The following is a 22,263-nucleotide window of genomic DNA, read 5'->3' as shown; positions in this document are numbered from 1 at the left end:
ACCGCGAGGAACCGAGAGGGTTCGCTCGTCGCCTACGACGAAGACGGCGACATCTCGATGTTGAGGCTCTTCTGGACCAGCTGCGTGAACGCCATCGAGCAGAGGAAGTACCAGAGGATCCACATCTGGATCGGGCCGACGATCCCCGTGTCCCAGGTGACGGTGCCGGCGAGCGGCACGACGAGCTCTTGGGCGGCGACGGCCGGATACGCGGCGTCCGACCCGCGGTAGCCGATCACCCAGAACATCCAGAGGAACGCGGGGATGGTGAGGAACATGATCCACACCATCGGGCGGAACTGCTCTTTGAACATGCCGAGCTGGTCGCCCATCGCCTCCATCTGCTCTTCTTGGATCTCGTCGAGCGCCTCGTCGTCGTCGCGCTTCTCCGCCTCCTTCCGACGCTCCTGAATGTCTTTCATCCGGTCCTGGTACGCGCCCATCTTCTCCATGTCCATGAGCCCGGCGCGCAGCAGCGTCGAGTACAGCCCCGTGCCGAGCGCGATGACCATGATCACGACGTAGAACGGGACCACGTTCAGGAGGGGGCCGAGAACGACGTCGATGGCGCCGGCGATCGCGTTCCGGACCGGGGGGACCGCGTACCCGACGAACGCGCCGAGCGTCGCCACCCCGGCGAGCTTGTCCCACTTCGACCAGGTGGTCGTCTCGGGCGTCTCGACGTCGCTCCCGCCGGAGTCGTCGTCATCTTCCAAGCCGGCCTCGATCCCCTCGCGGTCGGCTAAGGCGAACCCCTCCTCGCCGTCGATGAGGATCTCCTTCTCGATGAGCCGGCCCCACTGCCCGCTCGAGATTTCGTCGCGAACGTCGACCCAACGCACCTCGCCGCCGCTGGCGTTGTCGAGGACGACTTGAATGGCGTCCCGCATCTCGCCGTCCTCGCGGACCAGCGAGCGGACTCGCCGTTCGACTTTGCTCATTAGCGGTCGGTTAGCAGTCGACGGTTAAGAACCTTGTAGGATCGTCGGCCGCGCGTCCGGCCCGTCACCGCGCGACGGACGGGGGCCGGCTCTCGATCGCGTCAGTTCTCGACGACGTCGCGGATCCGGGCGAAGACCTCGTCCGGGGTCGCCTCGCCGTCGACCTCGACGAGGACGCCCTCGTCGCGGAAGTGGTCGATCACGGGCTCGGTGTTCTCGTAGAAGACCTCGAGGCGCTCGCGGGCGGTCTCCTCGGTGTCGTCCTCGCGCTGGATCAGCTCGCCGCCGCACTCGTCGCAGACGCCCGGCTCCTCGGGCGGCTGGAAGTCGACGTGGTAGTTCGCACCGCAGTCGTCGCAGACGCGGCGGCCGGTGAGCCGGTCGACGAGCACCTCCTCGTCGACGTCGAGCAGGATGACGGCGTCGAGATCCGTAATCTCCGAGAGGTACTCCGCCTGCTCGACGTTGCGCGGGTAGCCGTCGAGGACGAACCCGTCGGCGTCGTCGAGCGCGGCCTCGACGATCTCGTTGACGACCGGGTCGGGAACGAGCTCGCCCGCGTCCATGAACGACTTGGGCGTGCCGTACTCCGTCTCCATCTCCTTGTTCGCGCGGAGCGCGTCGCCGGTCGTGACGTGCTCGACGCCGTACTCGTCGGCCAGCTTCGCGCTCTGCGTCCCCTTTCCGGCGCCGGGCGCCCCCAACAGCAGGATTCGATGGCTCATACCGGAGCGGTCGCGGGCCGCCCCTAAAGGCTTGAAGATTCCGGCCAACGCTACTCGTCGCCGTCGTCCGGATCGGGATCGGCGTCCTCGTCGTCGCCCGCGTGAAGCCGCAGCCCCATCTCCAGCTCGAAGCTCTCGGCGTCGGAGGTCTCGAAGCCGATCTTCTTGTACAGCGAGACCGCGGCGCGGTTCCACCGCTCGACGGTGAGCCACACCTTCTCGACGCCGTTCGCCTGCCCGTGCCCGAGCAGCCCGCGGATGAGGTGGGTGCCGATCCCGGCGCGCTGGTACTCCTGGTGGACGAAGATCGCCAGCTCGTAGGCGTCGCCGTCGGGGACGAGCGTCGCGTGGCCGGCCGCGTCGTCACCGCACCAGGCGATCACGTTGTAGCAGTCGTCACAGAGGATGGCGTCGAGCCACTCGCGGATGCGCTCCTCGCCGCCCGGCGGGATCCCCTGCGCGCGGTCGGCCGGGTCGAAGGCGTCGTACATCTCGACGAGCGCCTCGCGGACCGCCTCCTCGCCCTCGTACGGCCGGATCTCGATCTCGCGGTCCTCGCGGTCCGTGAACGCGGTCGGCGGCGGCGGGAACTCGTCCGCCACCGCGTTCGGGTAGCCTCGGTCGCTCATCTGACCAGCGTGACCGACGTCTTCGCGTTCAGCAGGACGAACTCCGCGATCGACCCGATCGTGATCTTCCCCATCGGACTCGTGTGGCCGCCGCCCAAGACGATCTCCTCGAACCCCTCGGTCTCGGCGATCTCCACCAGCCGGCTCCCCGGGTCGCCCTCGACCCGTCGGACCTCGGCGTCGATTTCGGCCTCGTCCGCCGCCGCCTCGGCACGTTCGACGACCTCGTCGGGCGACACAGAGGAGTCCTCGTTGTCGACCACGGCGATCGTCAGGTCGTCGTTCGCGACCGCCGCCCGTTCGACCGTCCGGTCGAGCGCGCGGAACGAGTCGTCGCTGCCGCCGATCCCGCAGAGCACCTTCATGCCCCATTCCTCCACGCGGCGGTACAAAAGTGGATCTCCGCAAAAGTGGATCCCCGAGCGGGCGACCACCGACAAGGCTTTTGCCCGCCCGCGGAGTTTCGGATGTATGACCGATCACACCGGTTCGGCGGCCGACTCGGCCGGCGAGACCGGCGACTCCGCCGCGGACCGGTCACCCTCCGAGGACCGGTCCCCCGCCGAGGGCGACGACGGGGAGCCCGACTCCCGAGCGGGTGACGGAACGGACGAAGAGACACCGGCCGCGGGGCCGGACGCGGCCGACGCTGACGAGCAGGATTCGACCGGTGGCGATCAGGATACGACCGCGACCGACGACGAGTCCGACGACGTGCCGCGGGATGTCCAGAAGTACGAGCGGTTCAAGAAGATGGACGGCGCGCGCTACGAGCGCGTCAACGAGTTCCTCCGCGACCGGACGTACATCACGGCCCGCGAGTGGGCGATAGCGCGGCTCTGCGCGGACTTCCGCACCGAGACGGGGGTCGAGATGACGAAGATCGGCGAGAACCTCCCCGAGCTCGTCCCCTTCATGACCGACACGTACACGCCGCAGGCGGTCAACCAGGCCCGTTACTCCTTCGAGGAGAAGGTGACGAAGGCGGGCGCAACGTTCCTCTACGGCGCGATGTCCGGCTTCTTCACCGCCGAGGACTTAGACGAGATGATGTACGAGGTGACGGAGGTCGCGAAGTTCCTCCTCGAAGTGGAGGGCGTCGACCTCGCGGTCGCCGACGAGTTAGAGGCCGAAGATAGGATTAGCGAGGTGATGCGCGAGGTGCGCGCCTCCTCGGCGGACCTCCGCGGCGAAGAGGTTCGCTGCCCCGAGTGCGGTCACGTTCACACGCCGGCGGACGAGTGACCATGGACCGCTTCCCCGAGGCGATCGACGCCACGCCGGACCCGACGCTGGTCGTCGACGGCGACGGCGTCGTCCACGCCGGGACGCCGAGCGTCGAAGCGGTGTTCGGGCTCGACCCGAATGACCTCTCGGGGCGGTCGATCGGCGACGTGTTCGAGGATCCGACCGAGCTGGACTGGGGCGGCGGCGGGTCGGCGCCGCCCTCCGGCGTCGACGACGACAGCACCGGAGCCAGTGGTTTCGGGAGCAACGAGCCGAGCGAGAGGGAGGCAGCGGACTCTCGCCACGACGTGCGGGCGCTCATCGAGACGACGCGCGCCGGCGAGGCGCGGTCGCTCGCCGACGGGTTCGAGCTGGCCGTCCGCCGCGGCGACGGCGTCCTCGTCCCGGTCCGGGTCAGCGTCGGCCCGTTCGAGATCGACGGCGACCCGTACGCGGTCGTCACCGCGATCGACGTCTCGAACGAGCGGACGCGGCGGCTGGCGCTCCAGCGCCGCACGGAGACGCTCGAATCCCTCCACGAAGCGACCCGAGAGCTGCTGAAGACGACCGACAGGGGGGCGGCCGCCGAGGCGGCGGTGTCGTACGTCGACGACGTGTTGGGTCATCCGATCGCCGCGATCTGGCTGTACGACGAGGGGGAAGAGGCCCTCGAACCGATCGCCTGGACCGACACGGCGGACGCCGTCGTCGGCGACCACCCGACGTTCGCGGCCGGCGAGCGGAGCATTACGTGGGACGTGTTCGAGAGCGGGGAGCCGACCTACGTGGCGGATGTCGGCGACGACCCGGACCGCTACGACGACGACGCGACGATCCGCAGCGAACTCGTCGTCCCGCTCGGTCGGTACGGCGTGTTGAACGTCGGCGCGACCGCTCCCGACGCCTTCGACGACTCCGATCTCGCGGTCGCGCGCATCTGGGCGGCGACGGTGACGATGGTGCTCGTCCGCATCGAACGGGAGCGGCAGCTCCGGCGCCGCGAGGAGGAGGTGGCGCGCGAGCGCGACCGCTTGGAGGAGTTCGCCAGCCTCGTCTCACACGACCTGCGGAGCCCGCTCAACGTCGCGGCCGGGAACCTCGAGATCGTCAGCGACCGGCTCGCGGACGAGTCGATCGACGTCGGGGAGCTCGGGGCGGTGAAGCGCTCGCTGGACCGGATGGACGCCCTCATCGAGGACCTGCTCGCGCTGGCGAGACAGGGGTCTGGGATCGACGAGACCGAGCCCGTCCCGCTGGCGGACCTCGCCGCCGAGTGCTGGGAGACCGCGGACACCGAGTCGGCGACGCTCGCGGTCGAGACGGACGCGGTCGTCGAGGCGGACCGCAGCCGCCTGCGGCAGGCCTTAGAGAACCTCTTCGGCAACGCGGTCGAACACGTCGGCGAGACGGTCACCGTCACGGTCGGCGCGCTCCCGGACGGCGACGGGTTCTACGTCGAGGACGACGGCCCCGGGATCGACCCGGCCGACCGCGAGGAGGTGTTCGAGGCGGGCGTGACGACCGACCCCGACGGCACCGGGTTCGGGCTGAAGATCGTCGCCGAGGTCGCGGACGCCCACGGCTGGACGGTCGAACTGGTCGACGGCGAACGCGGCGGCGCCCGGTTCGAGTTCCGCGGCGTCGACGTCGAGTCGGGCGGCGAGTAGGCGAGCAGCGGGAAAGACTCCGGCTCAGTCGTCGGCCGTCGCTCGGCTCCCGGCGTCGAGGCCGTCGCCGTGGCCCGGGACGGTGCCGTCGTCGTTCCAGCCGCGGAGCGCGTAGTACTCCGAGAGGGCGTCGTCGAACCCCTCGATCGCGTCGGCGTACGGGAGCGTGTCGTCGGCGCGGTCAAAGCCGCGGGCGTTGTTGAACGCGCGCTCCAACTCGACGATCCGCGCGCCCAGCGATTGGAGGGCGTCGTAGTCGGCGTCGAGCAGCGCGGCAAGCCGGTCGTCGGTGACGGTGCCCCGCGAGAACTTACAGATCACGGCGGAGTCTAGCACCGCGTTGCGGTTCTCCTTCGCGACGAGCTTGGGAGGTTTCCCGTCGAGTCCCTGCGGGTCGAGCGCGTCGTCGGGGTCGACGAGCGGGTACTCGTACGGGTAGAACTCCCCGTACATGTGGTCGGCGCCGCGGTTCGCGGTCGCGAACGCGAGCCCCTGCCCGTTGAGCGCGCGGCCGTCGTGGCCGGAGAACGCCATCCCCTTCACCGTCCAGTCCTCGGCGCCGAACTCCTCGCTGGCGCGGTGGACGCCCTCCGCGAGCTTGTCGCCGACCCCCTCGCGGTAAGCGATCTGCTCGACGAGCGAGCGGACGAGCTCCGCGTTGCCGAACTCGTCTTCGCTCTGCAGGAACATCGAGACGACGTCGCCACAGGAGATGGTGTCCATCCCGAGCTCGTCGCACAGCTCGTTCGCGGCCATCACGTCGACGACGTCGTCGACGCCCGCGTTCGAGCCGAACGCCATCACGGTCTCGAACTCGGGGCCCTCGGTCTCGACGCCGGTCTCCTCGTCACGCGTCGGGAGCTTACAGGCGAACGCGCACTGCGAGCAGGTCCCCTTCTTGTACTTCTTCTCCTCGACGCGGTCGCCGGAAATGTCCTCGACGCCCTCGAAGGAGGTCTCGGCGAAGTAGTAGGAGGGGAGCGCGTCCACCTCGTTGGCGAGCTCCGTCACGCTCGTCGTCCCCTGCCGCTTCATGATCGAGTCGGAGGTGGCCGCCTCGCGGTGGACTTCCCCCGCCTCGTCGGGCCAGTCGAGGTCGATCTCGGCCTCGCTATCCCCGTCGAACGTGAGCGCCTTCACGCCCTTCGAGCCGAGGACGGCCCCCAGCCCGCCGCGCCCGAACGCCCGCGTGTCCGAGGTCATCACCGACGCGAACCGCACCTCGTTCTCCCCTGCGGGGCCGACGCAGGCAACGTGTTCGGGCTCCAGGTCGCGCGTCTCCGCGAACCGGTCGGAGACCGCCGACACCTCCGCCTGCTCTAAGTCCGGGACCTCCTCGAACGTCACGTCCGGCTCGCCGTCCGGGCCGACCTCGCGGACGTGGACCGCGAGCAGGTCGTCGCTCGCGCCGACGATCTCGACGGCCGCGTACCCCGCGCCGGTGAAGTTCCGCGAGAGGAACCCGCCCGCGTTCGACGACAGCAGCCCGTTCGTGAGCGGCGAGAGGCCCGTGGCGGCCATCCGGCCGGTGTAGGAGGTCGTCGAGTACTGCATCGGACCGGTCGAAAAATACAGCCGGTTCTCCGGGCCGAGCGGGTCGGCGTCGAACGGGATCCGGTCGTACGCGAGCGACGTGTTGAGCCCGCGGCCGCCGACGAACGACGCGAGCCGATCGTCGATCGGCTCCGTCGACGCGGTCCGCTCGGTTAGGTCGATCGTGAGGAGCGGCCCCTGTGCGTGTCTCATGGACGAACAGAGCGAACGAGCGGCGATAAAACTCGGGGTGGGGATGCGGTTTAAATACTGGATCGCGGCAGTGCGATGGCTTATAAAAAGCGGTGCGGTGGCGTGCCTCCGAGCGGCCGCCAGCGGCGGCCGCGAGGAGCCCGCGAGGGAGTCAGCCGCCCTTCGCTTCGCTCCGGGCGGCTGACGAGGCTGGGGAGGCGTGAGGTGCTGTGCGGTGCGGGGCGGGATTCAAAGGGGCAGTCGCGAGGACGGCGCAGACGACGTAAGCACCGCAGGAACGAGCGTAGCGAGTGACGAGGAGCGCAACGAGTGTGCGCCGTCCTCGCGGCTGGGGCTTTGGTGGTGTTCGCCGTCGATCCGCGATCAGTCGTTTATAAGCGAGCGGCTGGGGCTTTGGAGGTGTTTGCCGTCTATCCGCTATCGGCGATAAATAGCCAGAGGACCGGGGATTTGGCGGTCCTACCCCAGAGATATTGAAGAGTTCGTGACAAAGTCACTCACTCCGAACCAGCTAACTGAAAGGGTTGTCAGCGGTCTCCAAGCGTGTGAAACCCTCGACCACGTCGAAGTCGTCGTCAAAGGAATAGAGATACTCAACTCCTTCCCGATTCAGGTACGCGGCGATGGTCGCGTCCACGAACGAGAGTTCGTTGTGTTGGCGGAAAAGCGGCTGTGCGGCGTTGAAATCCACCTGCGGGGAGTGAACAATCTCGAAATGTGCGCCCTCGATAAGCCGATCCAGCAGTCGGTTCGCGGCATCTGGGCCGAGTTTCTCGCGAGAGAGGTTCAGTAGCTCCGCGACGACGTAGTCCGTTATGACGGCGTTCGGTAGTTCCCCGTGGTCGATCCCACGGACGATCTCCAGAGCGCGGTCGTGGTATTCGTCGCGGGCACTAGCACTGGCGAAGAGGACGTTCGTGTCCAAGAGGGCGACTGCCATCACTCGCCTCCGAACTCGGCCTCCGCTTCGACGGCGTTCGTCTCGCCGGCGTCCACGGGTTCGAAGTCGTCGAACACGCCCTCTCGTTGATGGACGATTTCGACCGAGAGCGCACCGTCTTCGTCTGTGGTCCACCGGAGCTTGTCACCCGGCTCGATGTCAAGTCGCTGGCGGAGGTCTGCCGGGATCGTGACCATCCCCCGATCGCTGACCGTCGTTTCTTCGGACCTCTCCTCAGTCGCCATACCGGGATATTCCGGTTCGACTCTCATACATGTTTCTCCACATGTGGAAGAAGTAGGCAGTCGATGATGCGTCTTCACCGTCGCTTCCGGAGTTATCCGTCGAGGACGTGGTGCGTCACGGCGTCCGCCCCGGACTCCGCCGTGTCGAGCGTCGCGACCCGGAACGCGTCGTCCGCACCCTCGACCGGGATGGGAAGCCCGCCCGGGTTCACGCGGACGGTCCCGTCCCGCGCCTCGACGCCGTGCGCGTGGGTGTGCCCGTGGAACAGGTAGTCGTAGTCGCCGCAGTCGACGAGCGCGTCGACGACGAGGTCGCTGGTCCCGTGAGTGACCGCGACATCGACGCCGTCGGTTCCGCTCGCACCATCAAAGGAGAGCGCGGCGGCCTCACCGTGGTACGCGCCGAACGCCTCGACCGTCGACGCGACCGCCCACTCGCCGTCGTTGTTCCCGCGGACGGCGTGGAAGTCGAAATCCGCGTCGAACGGCGTCACTGAGAAGGGCGCGACGAAGTCACCGCAGTGGACGACCGCGTCGACCCCCTCGCGCTCGAACAGCGAGACGGCCGCCTCGACCGCGGTCAGGTCGTCGTGCGTGTCGGAGACGATGCCGATCAGCATACCGACCGGACGCCGCCGCGCTACTTCAACCTGCGCCTACTCCCCAGTCAGCGCCTCGCTCGCGGGCGCGAAGTCGATGGTCTGCCCGCGCCCCTTCTCGCTCGCCCGTTTATAAAGCATGTACGCGGCCGCGACCGTCTCGACCCCGCTCCCGCCGGAGTCGAAGACGGTCACCTCCTCGTCGCTCGTCCGGCCGGGGTGGTCGCCCGCGACGACCTCGCCGAGGTCGGCCGCGATCCCCTCGCCCTCCGCGATCAGGCCGGCCTCGACCGCGGCGAGGTACGAGCCGGCGTCCTGCGTCGCGCGCGCTCGGAGGTCGGGGACGTACGTCGCCCGCGCGACGAGCTCCGGCGGCAGCTCGTTCTTCTCCGGGTGGTACTGGCCCATCGCGGTGACGTGCGTCCCCGGCTCCACGTCGGCGTCGTCGATCACGGAGTCGCTCGCGGTCGTCGCGGTAACCACCACGTCGGCGCCCGCCAGCGCGTCGCTCGCGCTCCCGACCGCCGACACGTCGGCGTCGAGCCGGTCGTCGAAGTCGGCGGCGAACGCCTCCCGATGCTCCGGGGTCGGCGAGAAGACGCGCACCGCCTCGAACTCGCGGACCGTCGCGGTCGTCGCGACCTGCCCGCGCGCCTGTGCGCCGCTGCCGATCACGGCGAGCTCGGTCGCATCCTCGCGAGCGAGCGCGTCGACCGCGACCGCCCCGGCGGCGCCGGTCTTGAACGGGTTCATCGACGCGCCGTCGAGCAGCGCGAGCGGCGCGCCCGACTCGGCGTCGAACAGCGGGGTCATGAACCACGCGTCCTCCGCGCCGAAGCCGGCGGAGTACGTGTACCCGCCCATCGCGCCCGTCTCGGGGAGGAGGGCGGCGTAGGTGGTCAACATCCCCGGCGGCTCGCGGTTGAACAGCTTCGTCCGCGGCTCCGCGGGCGCTCCCTCGCCCACCTGTCGGTAGGCGTCGCGCACGGCGGCGACGTAGTCGGCCGGCTCGGCGAGGTCGTCTACCTCGGCGCTCGTGAGGAACAGGGCGTCCGTCATGCTCGCCCGGTCGGGGCGAGGGAACTAAACGGTACAGGACGCGGCGAACGGCGAGAGCTCACGCGGACGACCGCCCGCCCGAGCCGGCCCCTCCCCGACCGGAGCGCGACGCGTCCGCCGACGCGTCGGTGGCGACTGGAGCCCTGACGAAGATCGCGTGGGCCATGACGGTGGCGGCGGCCACCGCGCCCGCGGGCAGCGCCGAGATCAACGACAACCCGACCAGATTGAGGAGGGCGGTCACGCCGATCAGTGCTGCCGGAATAAGCCCGAGGACGTAGTCGTAGTATCCAGTCATGCTGTCGTTGAATACTAGTGGAAAATCCATATTAAATCTTTCCCGGTGTTCGGTGAGAGTTCGTTCGTGAACACGCAGATGTAACTCATAACTTATGAGCCGGAAGGAGGTGTCGTCGACGCGGGTCGAGATCGCCAAAAGGTGGAAGAAACAACTTTCGAGCCCAGAAATCGGCCGAGAACGCTACCGGAGCTTGAAGTACACCGCGCGCCAGCCGCCGAGTGCGACCGAGCCGAGCACCAGCATGACGACGACGAACGCGGGCGCGGCGCCGCCCCGGAAGACGAACGCGCGGAGCGCCAGCCCGACGACGGCGGCCGGGATCCACGACCGGATCACGAGCGGGACCGACGACTTCGCGGTCTCGACGGCGCCGGCGGAATAGGCCCCCACGAGCGGCGCGATCAGGGCCCACGCGATCAGGAACGGCGCGAACACTTCGAGCAGGTAGAGCGGGTTCGACGACAGGAACTCGACGCTGCTGTGGTTGATCGCACCGATCGTCAACAGGACGATCAGCGCGATCAGGTCGCCGACCGCGAGGGGGACGGCGGCGCGGTCGAGGCGTGTTGCGAGGAACGACGAGTCGGCCATACCGACCCGTCGGGCTCCCCCCTACTTTGTACGCACGGATTCGGTCGGGCAGTCGAGCACCGGCGACTGCGACGTCGCCAGCCGGTGTGCCGCTACTCGTACAGCGGGTGCGCCTCGCAGAGCTCGACGACGCGCTCGCCGACCTCGTAGATGACGTCCTCGCTGTCGACGTTGTCGACGACGCGGTAGATCAGGTCGCCGACCTCCTCGATCGCATCGGCGTCGAAGCCGCGCGTCGTCAGCCCGGCGGTGCCCGCGCGGATCCCCGAGGGGTCGAACGGCGAGCGCGTCTCGCCGGGGACCGTGTTCCCGTTGAGGACGATGTTCGCGGCCGCGAGCGCGTCCTCCGCGTCGCCGCCCGAGAGGTCGGGGTGCGAGTCGCGTAAGTCGGCGAGCACGAGGTGGTTGTCCGTCCCGCCGGAGACCAGCGAGAGGCCGTGCTCCTGAAGCGTCTCCGCGAGCACCTCGGCGTTGTCGACCACGTTTTGCGCGTACTCCTCGAACTCGGGCTCGAGGGCCTCCTTGAAGCCGACCGCCTTGCCGGCGACGTTGTGCATCAGCGGGCCGCCCTGCCCGCCGGGGAACACCGCCGAGTCGACGTCGTCCGCGAACTCCGCGTCGCACATCACGATCCCGCCGCGGCCGGCGCGGATCGTCTTGTGGGTCGAGCCCGTGACGAAGTCGGCGACGCCGACCGGCGAGGGGTGGACGCCGGCGGCGACGAGCCCGGTGATGTGCGCGATGTCCGCGAGGTGGTAGGCGTCGGCCGCGTCCGCGGCCGCCTGGATCTCCTCCCAGTCGACGGTGCGGGGGTACGCCGAGTAGCCCGAGACGATGATGTCCGGCTCGAACGACTCGGCCGCGGCGCGGAGCCCCTCGTAGTCGATGTACCCCGTCTCGGGGTCGACCTCGTACTGCTCGACGTCGTACAGCTGCCCCGTGAAGTTCGCTGGATGGCCGTGCGAGAGGTGGCCGCCGTGGTTGAGGTCCAAAGAGAGGATCTTGTCGCCCGGCTCGAGGACGGAGTAGTACACCGCCTGGTTCGCCTGCGTCCCGGAGTGGGGCTGGACGTTGACGTGGTCGGCGCCCCACAGCTCCTTCGCGCGCTCGATCGCCAGCTCCTCGACATCGTCGGCATACTCGCAGCCGGCGTAGTAGCGCGACCCGGGGTAGCCCTCGGCGTACTTGTTCGTGAGGACGCTCCCCTGCGCCTCCAGTACCGCCTCGCTCACGTGGTTCTCGCTCGCGATCATCGCGAGCGTCTGCTCCTGTCTGTCGCGCTCGCCCGCCAGCGCGTCGGCGACCGCCGGGTCGACCTCCCGGACGTGCTCGTGGTCCATGTGCGAACGCGGGCGCGACCGCGCATTAATCCTTCCGTCGCCGGCGGAACTGCCGGCGCGCCGCCCGCGGACGCGGCCCCGAACCGACGGCCGGCCCGAGAGCGACCTCCCGAGAGAAACCGCCGGCCCGAGAGAAGACTGTCGGCCCGGAAGCGCCCCCCGAGACGGGGCCCAATTTTCGACCGGGCGTATCGGCCGTTTTCGGTGGTTTGAGGCCTGCTGCGTGCGTTGTTCGTTACATAAACCCCGTTAATATTAAATACGCAACCGGCTTTTATACGAAGAGATAAATGGTGTCGAATTTACTGGCGGCCGACGTCGAGGCGGCGCTCGAAGCGGCGTTCGCCGGGGGCGACGACGAGCTGCTCGTCGTGGACCCCTCCGCAGAGACGATCGTATCGCTGGTCGAGACCGCGGTCGGGCGGGACGACCTCCCGGAGCTGTCGATGCTCGCCGACGAGCGCACGCTCAAGGACGTCATGGACGACTTCGTCGTCGCGTCCCGGGCGGCCGACCTCGTCGCCGACGGCGCCTTAGAGATCCGGGTGCTCGACGGGGAGGTCGACAACGCGCTGTTCGTCTCCCCGTCCCGGGTCGTCGCCCTGGTCACCGCGGGAGACGGCGTCGCCGCGCTCTCGACCGACGACGAGGAGTTCGTCGACGAGGTGTACGACTCCCACCGCGGCGCGTTCGACGATGCGGAGCCGTACACGCTCCGCACGCCGGCGATCAGCCGGGTCCGCGAGACGATGGAATCGGAGATCGGCGAGGCGGCCCGCGCCGACTTCGACGCCGTCCTCGACGCGACCGAGCGCGACGGCGGCGCCGACCTCGACGAGGTGACCGTCTCGCTGCTCGTCGCGGCGAAGAACGACGTGCTGCTCTACGACATCTCGAAGTGGGGCGAGGACGTCGGCATCGCCTCGAAGGCGACGTTCTCCCGGACGAAGACGCGCCTCGAGGACCTCGGCATCATCGACACCGAGAAGGTCCCGATCGACGTCGGCCGCCCCCGGCTCCGCCTGAAGCTCGGCGACGAGCGCCTCGAGGGCGTCGACGCCGCGGAGCTGGCCGACGAGGCCGCAGAGATGATGGCCGCGACGCCCGCCTGAAGGCCGTTCCTCGTTCCCGCCGCAGCAACACCCTTTCTCGTTCCCGCCGCAGCAACGCCGTTTCCCGTTCCCGCCGCAGTCTCGTCACGCGTCCGGGCGCCCGCCGCGGACCCCGCGCCTTTTTTTCGCCGCCTCGCGTCGACCGGGTATGGATATCGGACTTGTCGGCGACGGGCCCGCGGTCGAGGCGACCGAGGCCGCGCTCGGCGACGTCGACGTGAACGCGATGCCCGTCGAGGCCGACCTGCTCGACGGGTTCGACCTCGCGGTCGTCGTCGACACCGCCGGCTCGTCGGCGTTCGCGACCGCGAACGAGCTGCTCGACCGGTGGGTCGCCGTCGAGGTGGGCGGGCTCGGCGGCGTCCCCCTCGACGACCTCGACGCCGCGGTGACCGTCTTCGACGACGCCTGCTACGACTGCCTGCGCGTCCGCGTCGAGAGCGGCGGCCCGGAGCCGGCGGACGCGCCGGCCGGCCGTCGGTCCGCGGTGCGCTACGCCGGCGCGGTGGCCGGGCGACGGGCGATTCGACTCCTCGCCGGCGACCCGGTGGCCGACACCGTCGTCGAGGTGCCGGGCGCCGAGCGGACGCTGCTGCCCGCGCCGGGCTGCGGCTGCGGCGCGGACCCAGGCGACGCGCTCCCGCGCGACCACGCGGACCGGAGGCTCGACGACGCGATCGACCGCGCGGAGCGGGCCGTCGACCCCCGGATCGGCGCGCTGCGCGAGGTCGGCGAGCAGGAGTCGTTCCCGCTGCCGTACTACGTCGCGCGGGTGGCGGACACGACCCCCTTCTCCGACGCCGACGCGGCCGACTTCGGCGGCGGCGCGGCCGCCGACTGGGACGCCGCGTTCATGAAGGCGCTCGGCGAGGGGTTAGAGCGGTACGCGGCCGGCGTCTACCGCGAGGCCGAGTTCACGCGCGCGCCGGCCGCGAACGTCCCGAACCCGGTCACCCCGGACGCGTTCGTCCGCCCCGACGGCGCCGAGGCGTACGACCGCGACGACCGGCTCCCGTGGGTCCGCGGCGAGCGCCTCGGGACGGGTGACCCCGCGAGCCTCCCGGCGGAGTTCGTCGGCTTCCCGCCGCCGGAGAACCGGTATCGCCCGGCGATCACGACGGGGCTCGGGCTCGGTAGCTCCGGGCCCGACGCGGCGCTCTCCGGGCTGTACGAGGCGATCGAGCGCGACGCGACGATGACCAGCTGGTACTCCACGACGGAGCCGCTCGGGCTCGACCTCGACGACCCCGGCTTCGCCGAGCTGGAGAAGCGGGCCCGCGCGGAGTCGCTGTCGGTGACCCCGCTGCTCGTCACGACCGACGTCGACGTGCCGGTCGTCGCGGTCGGCGTGAGTCGAACGGGCGACTGGCCGCGGTTCGCCGCGGGGTCGGGCGCCGACCTCGACCCGGCCGCGGCGGCGCGGAGCGCGCTCGCGGAGGCGCTCCAGAACTGGACCGAGCTCCGCTCGATGGGGCGGGAGGCGGCCGACGAGCAGGGCGCCGCGATCGGTCACCACGCCGACCGCCCCGCGGAGACGGCCGCGTTCTTCGACCCGGACGCGACCGTCTCGGCCGAGGGGCTCGGCGAGCCGGAGCTGTCGGGGACCGAGGAGCTCGACGCCGCGATCGACCGCGTCGAGAGCGTCGGGCTCGACCCGTACGTCGCGCGGGTGACGACCCGCGACCTCGAAGCGCTGGGGTTCGAGGCCGTCCGCGTCCTAGTTCCCGGCGCGCAGCCGCTGTTCACCGGCGAGCCGTTCTTCGGCGACCGCGCGAGCGAGGTGCCGCGGTCGATGGGGTTCGAGCCCGCGCTCGACCGACCGTACCACCCGTTCCCGTGACGGGCGTCCCGTTCTCGTGACGAGGGGGAGCCTCTCGTTCCCGCGGATTTAGGTGCCTCCGGGTCGCGGGAGGTCGTATGGACGTCGTACCCGACGCGGACGTCGAGGCGGTCGAGGCGGTCGACGACGTGTTCCTCACGCAGGGCGCCGTCGGCGATGGAATGAGCATCCAGCGGTTCAAGATCGAACCGGGCGCGACGGTGCCCGAACACGACCACCCGCACGAGCAGATCGGCGTGATCACGGCCGGGCGGCTGACGTTCGTCGTCGACGGCGAGGAGCGCGTCGTCGGCCCCGACGACACCTACGTGATCCCCGGCGGCGAGCCGCACGCGGCCGAGAACCGTACCGACGAGCCGGTCGTGGGGTTCGACATCTTCTCGCCGCCGCGCGCGAACCCCGATTGGCAGGAGTAGGTGGGGGGCGGTCCGGGCCGGGTCGAGTGCGGGGCGAGTTCGGGCGCGAACCGCCGCGAAACGCGCGATTCCGCGCGTCAGCGATACCTGCAAGACGTACCGGACCGAAGGTGTGTTAGTCCTCGGGCCCCGATTAGGGGTAATGGGAGTTCAAGAACAGTACCCGTTCGACGTGGAGGCGCTCCGCGCCGATTTCCCGATCCTCGATCGGAAAGTCGGCGGGGACCCGGAGACGGCCGGGGAAGGCGAGGGCGACAACACTCCCCTCGTCTACCTCGACAACGCGGCGACCTCGCACACGCCCGACCCGGTCGTCGACGCCATCTCCGACTACTACCGGAGCTACAACGCCAACGTCCACCGCGGGATCCACCAGCTGAGCCAAGAGGCGTCGGTCGCCTACGAGGAGGCTCACGACGCTGTCGCCGACTTCATCGGCGCCGAAGGCCGCGAGGAGATCGTCTTCACGAAGAACACGACGGAGGCGATGAACCTCGTCGCCTACGCGTGGGGCCTCGAAGAGCTCGGTCCCGGGGACAACGTCGTCCTCTCCGAGATGGAGCACCACGCCTCGCTCGTCACCTGGCAGCAGATCGGTAAGCGGACCGGCGCCGACGTGCGCTTCATCGACGTCACCGACGAGGGGCGACTGGACATGGACCACGCGGCGGAACTCATCGACGACGACACCGAGATGGTGTCCGTCGTCCACGTGTCGAACACGCTCGGCACGGTGAACCCGATCCGCGAGCTGGCCGACATGGCCCACGATCACGACGCCTACATCTTCGCCGACGCCGCGCAGTCGGTGCCGACGCGCCCCGTCGACGTCGCGGAGTTAGACGTCGACTTCCTCGCCTTCTCCGGCCACAAGATGTGCGGCCCGACCGGGATCGGCGCCCTCTACGGCCGCGAGGAGATCTTAGAGGGGATGCAACCCTATCTCTACGGCGGCGACATGATCCGCCGCGTCTCCTTCGAGGACTCCACCTGGGAGGACCTCCCGTGGAAGTTCGAGGCCGGGACGCCCTCGATCGCGCAGGGGATCGGTCTCGCGGCCGCGATCGAGTACCTCGAAGAGGTCGGGATGGACCGGATCGAGGCCCACGAGGACCTGCTGGCCGAGTACGCCTACGACGAGCTGGAGGCGCTCGGCGGCGTCGAGATCTACGGCCCGCCCGGCGACGACCGCGGCGGCCTCGTCGCGTTCAACGTCGAGGGCGTCCACGCCCACGACCTCTCCAGCATCCTCAACGACTACGGCGTCGCGATCCGCGCCGGCGACCACTGCACCCAGCCGCTCCACGACGAGATGGGCGTCGCCGCCTCCGCGCGCGCCTCCTTCTACTTCTACAACACCGTCGAGGAGGTCGACGCCCTCGTCGACGCGGTCCGCGAGGCGCGCGACCTGTTCGCCTGAGCGGCCGTTCCCGCGGCTCGTCCCCGCGATCGGAGGGGCGGGCGCGCGATCGAGTACCCGTCCCGTTCTCGTCCGGTGTTTTCGTAGTAATACCACCGAATAGTCGGCGCTAAGCGGTGTGACAACGGTGATCGCGGTATTATTATTACGACCCCGCGGCGATTACGTACGAAGAAAGTAACTACCGACGTAGTAAGTCGCCCTCCGACGAGACGTCGCCCGCCACACAACGCATGACCGACCACACCACACCGCCGTCCGACACGTCCGCAGCCGCGAACGCAGCCGCCGATCGAACCGAGCCGCCCGAGGCCGACGCGGAAGACCGCGGAGCGCCGATCACCGTCCTCCAAGTCGAGCCCGACGCGCGCTCCGCCGAGCTGCTGGAGGTGTTCGCGGCGCGGCTCACCGACCGCGTGCGAGTTCGTTCCGTGGAGCGCCTCGCGGACGCGCTCGACGCTCTCGACGCCGGAGTCGAAATCGACGGGGAGCGGGTCGCGGTCGACTGCGTCGTGACCGAGCAGCTGCTGCCCGACGGCGACGGGATCGAGCTCACGGAGCGGCTCCGCGGGGCGGGCAGCGGACTGCCGGTCGTCTTCAACACCACGTGTCCGAGCGAGGAGCGCGAGGCCGCGGCGTTCGGCGCCGGTGCGGACGCCTACTTCGAGAAGGGGGCCGACCGCGGCCGGTTCGACGCAGTGTTGGACCGGGTCCGAGCGCTCGTCGACGAGCGTGGCGGCCGCGCGGGAGGCGCCGAGCCGCCGGTCGCGCAGACGCCGCGGACGCCCGGCTCGCCCGGGGAACGGCTCCGCTCCGAGGAGTGAGGGCGGCGGCGCCGCACGGCGCGGACGCTGCCGTCCGCGAGAGGCGCCGTGAAGCTCCCTATCGCTCGCGGTCGAGGTCGACCGTGAGGTCGGTCGCGATCCACGCGTCGGTGTTGCCCTGTTCGGCGAAGACGGTCCGCTCCTGAGAACAGCGGGTCGCGGCGACGGTCGGCCGCTCGTCGGCCGCCGCGTCGGCGTCCCGCTCGATCCGGTCTCCCGTTGTCATTACCGTCCGCTCAGGGACCGGTGGTGTTATAGATTTCGGTCGGCCTAAACCGGCGGCGGCGATCCGCGCGGGGGATCGGAGGGACTTACCTCGGGGCGGTCGTTCGTCCGTCCGTGACCGACACGCTGTTCACGCCGCTTACGCTTCGCGACACCGAGTTCCGAAACCGCGTGATGCTATCGCCGATGTGCCAGTACTCCGCCGACGAGGGGCTGGCGAACGACTGGCACCGGGTCCACCTCGGCGCCCGCGCCGCCGGCGGCGCGGGGGTTGTGATGACGGAGGCGACCGCCGTTGAGGACCGCGGCCGCATCACACCGAACTGCCTCGGGATCTGGTCCGACGAGCACGCCGAGGCGATCGAACCGATCGTCGAGTTCGTCCGCTCACAGGGCGCGACGCCGGGGATCCAGCTGGCTCACGCCGGCCGGAAGGCGTCGCACCGCCCGCCGGCCGAGGGGAGCGGTCCCATCTCCGTCGACGAGGCCGACGGCTGGGAGACCGTCTCCGCGACCGACGAGCCGTACCCGCACCCGGACGTCGACGAGGACGAACTGGCCGACACCCACGGGCTCGACGGGGAGGGGATCGACGAGGTGATCGACTCGTTCGCGGCCGCCGCGGAGCGCGCGCACGAGATCGGCTTCGAGGTCGCGGAGGTCCACGCCGCCCACGGCTACCTGCTCCACCAGTTCCTGTCGCCGGTCACCAACGACCGCGACGACGAGTACGGCGGGAGCTTCGAGGACCGGACCCGGCTCGTGCGCGAGGTCGTCGAGGCCGTGCGCGAGGTCTGGCCCGACGGGAAGCCCGTCTTCGTCCGCATCTCCGCGACGGACTGGCTCCCCGACCGCGACTCGTGGGACGTGGACGACTCGGTTCGGCTGGCGCCCCTCCTCGCCGAGGCCGGCGCCGACCTGATCGACGTCTCTGGCGGCGGGATCCACCCCGACCAGGAGATTCCGAGCGCGGGCCCGGGCTACCAGGTCCCGTACGCCGAGGCGATCCACGAGGGGACCGACGTGCCCGTCGCCGCGGTCGGCGGGATCACGGAGCCGACCCACGCCGACGCGCTCGTGCGGAACGAGCGGGCCGACCTCGTGGCGCTCGGCCGCGAGATGCTCCGGCACCCCTACTGGCCGCTGGAGGCCGCTCACGAGCTCGGCGAGGAGGCCGACTGGCCGGTCCAGTACCGCCGCGGGCGCTTCGACTGAGCGGGCCGACTGGTCCCCCTCGCAGCGAGGGGTGAGAACCACACGCAGGCGCCGGGAAGGCTTATGCGGCTCCCGGGCGCCGACGGCGTATGGGCGAGCTCGACTACCGGCCCTTCCCCGAGGAGCGCGACGACGAGTTCCGCGCGTTCATGCGCTACGCCTTCTCCCCCGAGGAGGGACCGTACGACCCCGAGGAAGACGACGACGACCGCGAGCACCTCGCCGACTACCGAGGACTGTTCGACGGCGATGAGCCGGTCGCGGTGTGCGGCCACCACGACTTCTCGCTCCGGATCCGGGGGCGCGACCGCGACGTTGCCGGGCTTTCCGCGGTCGCCTCGCCGCCCGAACACCGGCGACAGGGGCACATCGAGCGGCTCCTCCGCGAGTCGCTGACGGAGTACCGCGGCGACGGCGTCCGCTTCTCCGTGCTGTGGCCCTTCGAGCACCCGTTCTACCGCCGGTACGGCTGGGCGACGGTGAACCGCTACCGCTGGGTGAAAACCCCGCCGGAACAGTTAGCGTTCGCGGCCGAGAGGAGCGCCGACCCGGCGGGAGACGACGGCGATGGCGACGAGGCGGGCGAGTTCCGCCGGCTCGACGAGGACGACCACGACGCGGCCGCCGACCTCCTCGCCGCGACCGCGGAGCGCTACGACTTCACGATGGCGCGGACCGAGGCGTGGTGGCGCGAGCGCACCCTCCGCGGGTGGAAGACGGACCCCTACGTCTACGGCTTCGAGCGCGATAGCGACCTCCGCGCGCTGCTGTCGTACACGTTCGAGGAGCGCGACGACGGCGACGGGCGCGCGATGGTCGTCTCCGACGCCGCGGTCGCCGACCCCGCTGACTGGGACCGCGTCTTCCGGTTCTGCCGGGACCACGACTCGCAGGTCGAGCGCGTCCGGCTGCGGCTCCCGGTCGACGTGAGCGTCCTCGACCGCGTCGACGACCCCCGCGCGGTGACCGAGGAGGTCCGCGCCGGGCCGATGTTCCGCCTCGTCGACGTTCCCGACGCGCTGACCGCGCTCGCGCCCGACCCCGGCGTCGAGACCGCGTTCACGCTGGCGGTCGACGATCCCCTCGTCGACTGGCACAATCGGCCGCTCCGAGTCGCCGTCGCGGACGGCGAAGTCGACGCCGAGCGGGTCGACTCCGGGGAGGATAGTTCCGCTGCCGCTGCCCCCGACGTGACCGCCGGCATCGGCGCTCTCTCGCAGCTGTACGCCGGCTACCGCGACGTCGACGACCTCCGGGCGCACGCCGCGCTCGAAGTCGCCGACGGCGCGCCCGACGGGCTCGCGGCCGACCTCGCCGCCCTGTTCCCGCCGCGGCGGACCTTCCTGCGCGAGGGGTTCTGAATCGCCTGCGCTGCCGGGCTTTTTATTCGCGGACCGCCTACGACGCGGCATGAGTTCCCGCGACCCACGCGACGACGACCTCGAGGAGCGGCTCGACGAGCTCGAGGACGTGCTGGGCGAGCTCCGCGCCGACCTCCGGGAGACCGAGCGCGACCGCCGCGGGCCCCCGCGGCCGCCGCGGCTCTCGGAGCTCGTGCGGTTCACCGAACAGTACACCATCCCGACGCTCATCGCCCTGCTGGAGACGACGATCAAGTCCCTCGAACTGCTTCAGGGCACCCTCCGGCTCGCGGACCCCGGCCGGAGCGTCGCCGAGGGCGCGGAGGGGGCGGGCGACCGCCTCGCGGACGTCCGCGACGGCGCGACCGCCGGGCTCTCGCGGTCGCTCTCCGAGCTCCGGACCGCGCTCTCGGAGGCCGACCTCCCCGAGGACGCCGCCTCGCGCTCGATCATCGCCGACGCGCGCGACCTCACGGCGGAGATCGAGTCCCGGATCGACGAGGGGCGCCGCGAGGCGGACGCGGCGCGAGACCGGCGACTCGGGCGGGACCGCGACCGGCGCCGAGACGACGAGACGCGGGATCGAGACGACGGGCACCGGGACCGAGACCGGAGCGATCGGAGCCGAGATCGAGACGAGACGCGGTCCGACCGGGGCGACGACGCGAGCCCGGTTCAGATCGACGTGACCGATCCCGACGAAGGGGGAGAGGACGGCGCCGAGGGCGACGCGGCCGGCGACGACGACGACGACCCGCCGGAGGTCGACGTCGAGTCCGAGCTGGAGTCGATAAAGCGCCAGATCGACGGCGACGAGGTCGATTCGGACGCGGGCGAGAACGGTCTCGACGATGGCGACGACGCGGAGAGCGGTCCAGACGAAGAGAGCGGTGCGGACGCCAGCGCGGACGGCGCGGACGACGACGGGGGCGACGAAAACGCGGACAACCGGGCGAACTGAGTCACACTTTTAAAAGGAGACGCCGAGCCGGTCGGCGACGCGCGCGGCCGAATCGAGGAGGAGCGTCTCGTCGTCGGTGAACACCTCCAGCGCGACCGTCCCGTCGAAGCCCGCGAGCTCGGACTCGACGAGGTCGTAATCGACCTCGCCGGCGCCCACCGGGAGGTGCGTGTCGCCGCGGCGGCGGACGTCGTGACAGTGGAGGTGCGAGATCCGGTCGCCGTGGCTCCGGAGGAATCGCTTGATCGCCTTGTTGCCGCCCTCCATGTACGCGTGGCCGACGTCGAAGCAGATCGGCGTCCCGGTCTCGCGAACGAGGTCGCCGAGGACGGAGAGCTGGAGCCCCGCGTGCTGGTGGCCGACGTTCTCGACGACGACCTCGACGCCCGCCTTGCGACCGGCGTCGGCGACTCGCCGGAGCTGCTCGCCGGCGGTCTCGCGGAAGTCCACGTCGTCGCGATCGGCGGAGGTGGCGTGGAGGACCGCCTTCTCGGCGCCGAGGTCGCCGGCCGCATTTAAAAGCCGGCGCTGGTAGTCGACAATGGCGTCGTTGACCTCGGGGACGTACGTCGCCAGCCGCTGACTGTAGGGGAGGTGGACGAGCAGGTCGCGGCCGGCGAGTGCGTCCGCGAGTCGCTCCGGGTCGATCTCGCCCGGGACGAGCGTCGGCTCGCCGACGCCGAGTTCGCAGAAGTCGAACCGCGTGGGCGACGCCGCGAGGCGGTCAAGGTCGTCGCCGACGGTCACGCCGATCTCCATGTCGGCGGTGGGTGCGGCGGCTTTGTATAGATGGTGCCGGCGGGTCGGCGGCTCTGTTGCGATTCGGTGGCCCAGTTTCGATACTCCACTGGCTCAGTACAGACGTAGCGACGAGCGATA

At 70.3% G+C, this 22,263-nt stretch carries 24 protein-coding genes; 10 read left to right on the top strand and 14 right to left on the bottom strand.

The genetic code is table 11. The features are described from left to right. Positions 1-32 precede the first annotated feature (32 nt). The 4 genes from B378_RS0111835 to B378_RS0111820 form a co-directional block, all read right to left on the bottom strand. Complete coding sequence (locus tag B378_RS0111835) at positions 33-941, bottom strand: DUF106 domain-containing protein (RefSeq protein WP_017343994.1); 909 nt, start codon at positions 939-941, stop codon at positions 33-35. A 101-nt stretch (positions 942-1,042) separates the two neighbouring features. Beyond that, positions 1,043-1,666, bottom strand: coding sequence for an adenylate kinase (locus B378_RS0111830; protein WP_017343993.1), 624 nt, complete (start codon positions 1,664-1,666; stop codon positions 1,043-1,045). Positions 1,667-1,716: 50 nt separating this feature from the next. Next, positions 1,717-2,295, bottom strand: coding sequence for a GNAT family N-acetyltransferase (locus B378_RS0111825; RefSeq protein WP_017343992.1), 579 nt, complete (start codon positions 2,293-2,295; stop codon positions 1,717-1,719). Continuing rightward, positions 2,292-2,660: a universal stress protein gene (locus tag B378_RS0111820; protein ID WP_017343991.1), complete on the bottom strand. Its 369-nt coding sequence runs from the start codon at positions 2,658-2,660 to the stop codon at positions 2,292-2,294. The genes B378_RS0111825 and B378_RS0111820 overlap by 4 nt, the downstream gene beginning before the upstream one ends. A 106-nt stretch (positions 2,661-2,766) precedes the next feature. Between B378_RS0111820 and B378_RS0111815 the strand changes: the two genes are divergently transcribed. Continuing rightward, entirely contained in the window at positions 2,767-3,540 is a 774-nt protein-coding gene (locus tag B378_RS0111815; RefSeq protein WP_017343990.1) for a DUF5806 family protein, read from the top strand. Positions 3,541-3,542: 2 nt separating this feature from the next. After that, the gene (locus B378_RS0111810; protein WP_017343989.1) at positions 3,543-5,189 is read left to right on the top strand and encodes an ATP-binding protein; all 1,647 of its coding nucleotides are present in this window, start codon (positions 3,543-3,545) and stop codon (positions 5,187-5,189) included. 24 nt (positions 5,190-5,213) lie between these two features. On the opposite strand, the gene B378_RS0111805 is transcribed toward B378_RS0111810, so the two are convergent. The 8 genes from B378_RS0111805 to glyA form a co-directional block, all read right to left on the bottom strand. Then, complete coding sequence (locus tag B378_RS0111805; RefSeq protein WP_017343988.1) at positions 5,214-6,935, bottom strand: aldehyde ferredoxin oxidoreductase family protein; 1,722 nt, start codon at positions 6,933-6,935, stop codon at positions 5,214-5,216. Positions 6,936-7,446: 511 nt separating this feature from the next. Next, positions 7,447-7,875: a type II toxin-antitoxin system VapC family toxin gene (locus B378_RS0111800; protein WP_017343987.1), complete on the bottom strand. Its 429-nt coding sequence runs from the start codon at positions 7,873-7,875 to the stop codon at positions 7,447-7,449. Continuing rightward, entirely contained in the window at positions 7,875-8,120 is a 246-nt protein-coding gene (locus B378_RS0111795) for an AbrB/MazE/SpoVT family DNA-binding domain-containing protein (RefSeq protein WP_017343986.1), read from the bottom strand. Before B378_RS0111795 ends, B378_RS0111800 begins: the two co-directional genes overlap by 1 nt. 92 nt (positions 8,121-8,212) lie before the next feature. Beyond that, positions 8,213-8,740 carry a metallophosphoesterase gene (locus B378_RS0111790; protein WP_017343985.1) on the bottom strand — a complete coding sequence of 176 codons (528 nt, stop codon included), beginning with the start codon at positions 8,738-8,740 and terminating at the stop codon, positions 8,213-8,215. A gap of 36 nt (positions 8,741-8,776) precedes the next feature. Then, positions 8,777-9,778, bottom strand: a complete 1,002-nt coding sequence (locus B378_RS0111785; RefSeq protein ID WP_017343984.1) for an ornithine cyclodeaminase family protein — start codon at positions 9,776-9,778, stop codon at positions 8,777-8,779. A 58-nt stretch (positions 9,779-9,836) separates the two neighbouring features. Then, positions 9,837-10,076, bottom strand: a complete 240-nt coding sequence (locus tag B378_RS0111780; protein ID WP_017343983.1) for a hypothetical protein — start codon at positions 10,074-10,076, stop codon at positions 9,837-9,839. A gap of 183 nt (positions 10,077-10,259) precedes the next feature. After that, positions 10,260-10,670, bottom strand: coding sequence for a DUF3054 domain-containing protein (locus B378_RS0111775; RefSeq protein WP_017343982.1), 411 nt, complete (start codon positions 10,668-10,670; stop codon positions 10,260-10,262). Between the two features lie 92 nt (positions 10,671-10,762). Continuing rightward, on the bottom strand, positions 10,763-12,010 hold the full coding sequence (gene glyA, locus B378_RS0111770; protein ID WP_017343981.1) for a serine hydroxymethyltransferase: 1,248 nt from the start codon (positions 12,008-12,010) through the stop codon (positions 10,763-10,765). A gap of 290 nt (positions 12,011-12,300) precedes the next feature. Here glyA and tbsP point away from each other — a divergent pair, with 290 nt between their 5' ends. The 5 genes from tbsP to B378_RS0111745 all read left to right on the top strand — a co-directional run bounded on the left by tbsP (position 12,301) and on the right by B378_RS0111745 (position 17,622). Continuing rightward, positions 12,301-13,122, top strand: coding sequence for a transcriptional regulator TbsP (gene tbsP / locus B378_RS0111765; protein ID WP_017343980.1), 822 nt, complete (start codon positions 12,301-12,303; stop codon positions 13,120-13,122). Positions 13,123-13,270: 148 nt separating this feature from the next. Continuing rightward, positions 13,271-14,962, top strand: coding sequence for a YcaO-like family protein (locus tag B378_RS0111760; RefSeq protein ID WP_017343979.1), 1,692 nt, complete (start codon positions 13,271-13,273; stop codon positions 14,960-14,962). Between the two features lie 77 nt (positions 14,963-15,039). Beyond that, positions 15,040-15,378 carry a cupin domain-containing protein gene (locus tag B378_RS0111755; protein ID WP_017343978.1) on the top strand — a complete coding sequence of 113 codons (339 nt, stop codon included), beginning with the start codon at positions 15,040-15,042 and terminating at the stop codon, positions 15,376-15,378. 142 nt (positions 15,379-15,520) lie between these two features. Continuing rightward, positions 15,521-16,798 carry an aminotransferase class V-fold PLP-dependent enzyme gene (locus tag B378_RS0111750; RefSeq protein ID WP_017343977.1) on the top strand — a complete coding sequence of 426 codons (1,278 nt, stop codon included), beginning with the start codon at positions 15,521-15,523 and terminating at the stop codon, positions 16,796-16,798. Between the two features lie 233 nt (positions 16,799-17,031). Continuing rightward, positions 17,032-17,622, top strand: a complete 591-nt coding sequence (locus B378_RS0111745) for a response regulator (protein ID WP_017343976.1) — start codon at positions 17,032-17,034, stop codon at positions 17,620-17,622. Between the two features lie 58 nt (positions 17,623-17,680). Here B378_RS0111745 and B378_RS17130 read toward each other — a convergent pair whose 3' ends face one another. Continuing rightward, positions 17,681-17,848 (bottom strand): hypothetical protein, encoded by a 168-nt coding sequence (locus B378_RS17130; RefSeq protein WP_017343975.1) that lies wholly within the window; start codon positions 17,846-17,848, stop codon positions 17,681-17,683. Positions 17,849-17,961: 113 nt separating this feature from the next. Between B378_RS17130 and B378_RS0111735 the strand changes: the two genes are divergently transcribed. The 3 genes from B378_RS0111735 to B378_RS0111725 all read left to right on the top strand — a co-directional run bounded on the left by B378_RS0111735 (position 17,962) and on the right by B378_RS0111725 (position 21,384). Further along, positions 17,962-19,062 carry an NADH:flavin oxidoreductase/NADH oxidase gene (locus B378_RS0111735; RefSeq protein WP_017343974.1) on the top strand — a complete coding sequence of 367 codons (1,101 nt, stop codon included), beginning with the start codon at positions 17,962-17,964 and terminating at the stop codon, positions 19,060-19,062. 89 nt (positions 19,063-19,151) lie between these two features. Continuing rightward, positions 19,152-20,423 (top strand): enhanced intracellular survival protein Eis, encoded by a 1,272-nt coding sequence (gene eis, locus B378_RS0111730; protein WP_017343973.1) that lies wholly within the window; start codon positions 19,152-19,154, stop codon positions 20,421-20,423. A gap of 49 nt (positions 20,424-20,472) precedes the next feature. Next, positions 20,473-21,384, top strand: coding sequence for a hypothetical protein (locus B378_RS0111725; protein WP_017343972.1), 912 nt, complete (start codon positions 20,473-20,475; stop codon positions 21,382-21,384). A 9-nt stretch (positions 21,385-21,393) separates the two neighbouring features. On the opposite strand, the gene B378_RS0111720 is transcribed toward B378_RS0111725, so the two are convergent. Continuing rightward, entirely contained in the window at positions 21,394-22,143 is a 750-nt protein-coding gene (locus B378_RS0111720; protein WP_017343971.1) for a sugar phosphate isomerase/epimerase, read from the bottom strand. Positions 22,144-22,263 lie beyond the last annotated feature (120 nt).

This window comes from Halorubrum sp. T3, from assembly GCF_000296615.1.
In the GTDB taxonomy this organism is placed as follows: domain Archaea; phylum Halobacteriota; class Halobacteria; order Halobacteriales; family Haloferacaceae; genus Halorubrum; species Halorubrum ruber.
This window is presented reverse-complemented; position numbering and strand designations above follow the sequence as displayed.

Excerpts from the sequence above, each read along its gene's own strand:
- B378_RS0111835 (WP_017343994.1), bottom strand. The coding sequence starts at position 941 with ATGAGCAAAGTCGAACGGCGAGTCCGCTCGCTGGTCCGCGAGGACGGC.
- B378_RS0111830 (WP_017343993.1), bottom strand. The coding sequence starts at position 1,666 with ATGAGCCATCGAATCCTGCTGTTGGGGGCGCCCGGCGCCGGAAAGGGG.
- B378_RS0111825 (WP_017343992.1), bottom strand. The coding sequence starts at position 2,295 with ATGAGCGACCGAGGCTACCCGAACGCGGTGGCGGACGAGTTCCCGCCG.
- B378_RS0111820 (WP_017343991.1), bottom strand. The coding sequence starts at position 2,660 with ATGAAGGTGCTCTGCGGGATCGGCGGCAGCGACGACTCGTTCCGCGCG.
- B378_RS0111815 (WP_017343990.1), top strand. The coding sequence starts at position 2,767 with ATGACCGATCACACCGGTTCGGCGGCCGACTCGGCCGGCGAGACCGGC.
- B378_RS0111810 (WP_017343989.1), top strand. The coding sequence starts at position 3,543 with ATGGACCGCTTCCCCGAGGCGATCGACGCCACGCCGGACCCGACGCTG.
- B378_RS0111805 (WP_017343988.1), bottom strand. The coding sequence starts at position 6,935 with ATGAGACACGCACAGGGGCCGCTCCTCACGATCGACCTAACCGAGCGG.
- B378_RS0111800 (WP_017343987.1), bottom strand. The coding sequence starts at position 7,875 with ATGGCAGTCGCCCTCTTGGACACGAACGTCCTCTTCGCCAGTGCTAGT.
- B378_RS0111795 (WP_017343986.1), bottom strand. The coding sequence starts at position 8,120 with ATGGCGACTGAGGAGAGGTCCGAAGAAACGACGGTCAGCGATCGGGGG.
- B378_RS0111790 (WP_017343985.1), bottom strand. The coding sequence starts at position 8,740 with ATGCTGATCGGCATCGTCTCCGACACGCACGACGACCTGACCGCGGTC.
- B378_RS0111785 (WP_017343984.1), bottom strand. The coding sequence starts at position 9,778 with ATGACGGACGCCCTGTTCCTCACGAGCGCCGAGGTAGACGACCTCGCC.
- B378_RS0111780 (WP_017343983.1), bottom strand. The coding sequence starts at position 10,076 with ATGACTGGATACTACGACTACGTCCTCGGGCTTATTCCGGCAGCACTG.
- B378_RS0111775 (WP_017343982.1), bottom strand. The coding sequence starts at position 10,670 with ATGGCCGACTCGTCGTTCCTCGCAACACGCCTCGACCGCGCCGCCGTC.
- glyA (WP_017343981.1), bottom strand. The coding sequence starts at position 12,010 with ATGGACCACGAGCACGTCCGGGAGGTCGACCCGGCGGTCGCCGACGCG.
- tbsP (WP_017343980.1), top strand. The coding sequence starts at position 12,301 with ATGGTGTCGAATTTACTGGCGGCCGACGTCGAGGCGGCGCTCGAAGCG.
- B378_RS0111760 (WP_017343979.1), top strand. The coding sequence starts at position 13,271 with ATGGATATCGGACTTGTCGGCGACGGGCCCGCGGTCGAGGCGACCGAG.
- B378_RS0111755 (WP_017343978.1), top strand. The coding sequence starts at position 15,040 with ATGGACGTCGTACCCGACGCGGACGTCGAGGCGGTCGAGGCGGTCGAC.
- B378_RS0111750 (WP_017343977.1), top strand. The coding sequence starts at position 15,521 with ATGGGAGTTCAAGAACAGTACCCGTTCGACGTGGAGGCGCTCCGCGCC.
- B378_RS0111745 (WP_017343976.1), top strand. The coding sequence starts at position 17,032 with ATGACCGACCACACCACACCGCCGTCCGACACGTCCGCAGCCGCGAAC.
- B378_RS17130 (WP_017343975.1), bottom strand. The coding sequence starts at position 17,848 with ATGACAACGGGAGACCGGATCGAGCGGGACGCCGACGCGGCGGCCGAC.
- eis (WP_017343973.1), top strand. The coding sequence starts at position 19,152 with ATGGGCGAGCTCGACTACCGGCCCTTCCCCGAGGAGCGCGACGACGAG.
- B378_RS0111725 (WP_017343972.1), top strand. The coding sequence starts at position 20,473 with ATGAGTTCCCGCGACCCACGCGACGACGACCTCGAGGAGCGGCTCGAC.
- B378_RS0111720 (WP_017343971.1), bottom strand. The coding sequence starts at position 22,143 with ATGGAGATCGGCGTGACCGTCGGCGACGACCTTGACCGCCTCGCGGCG.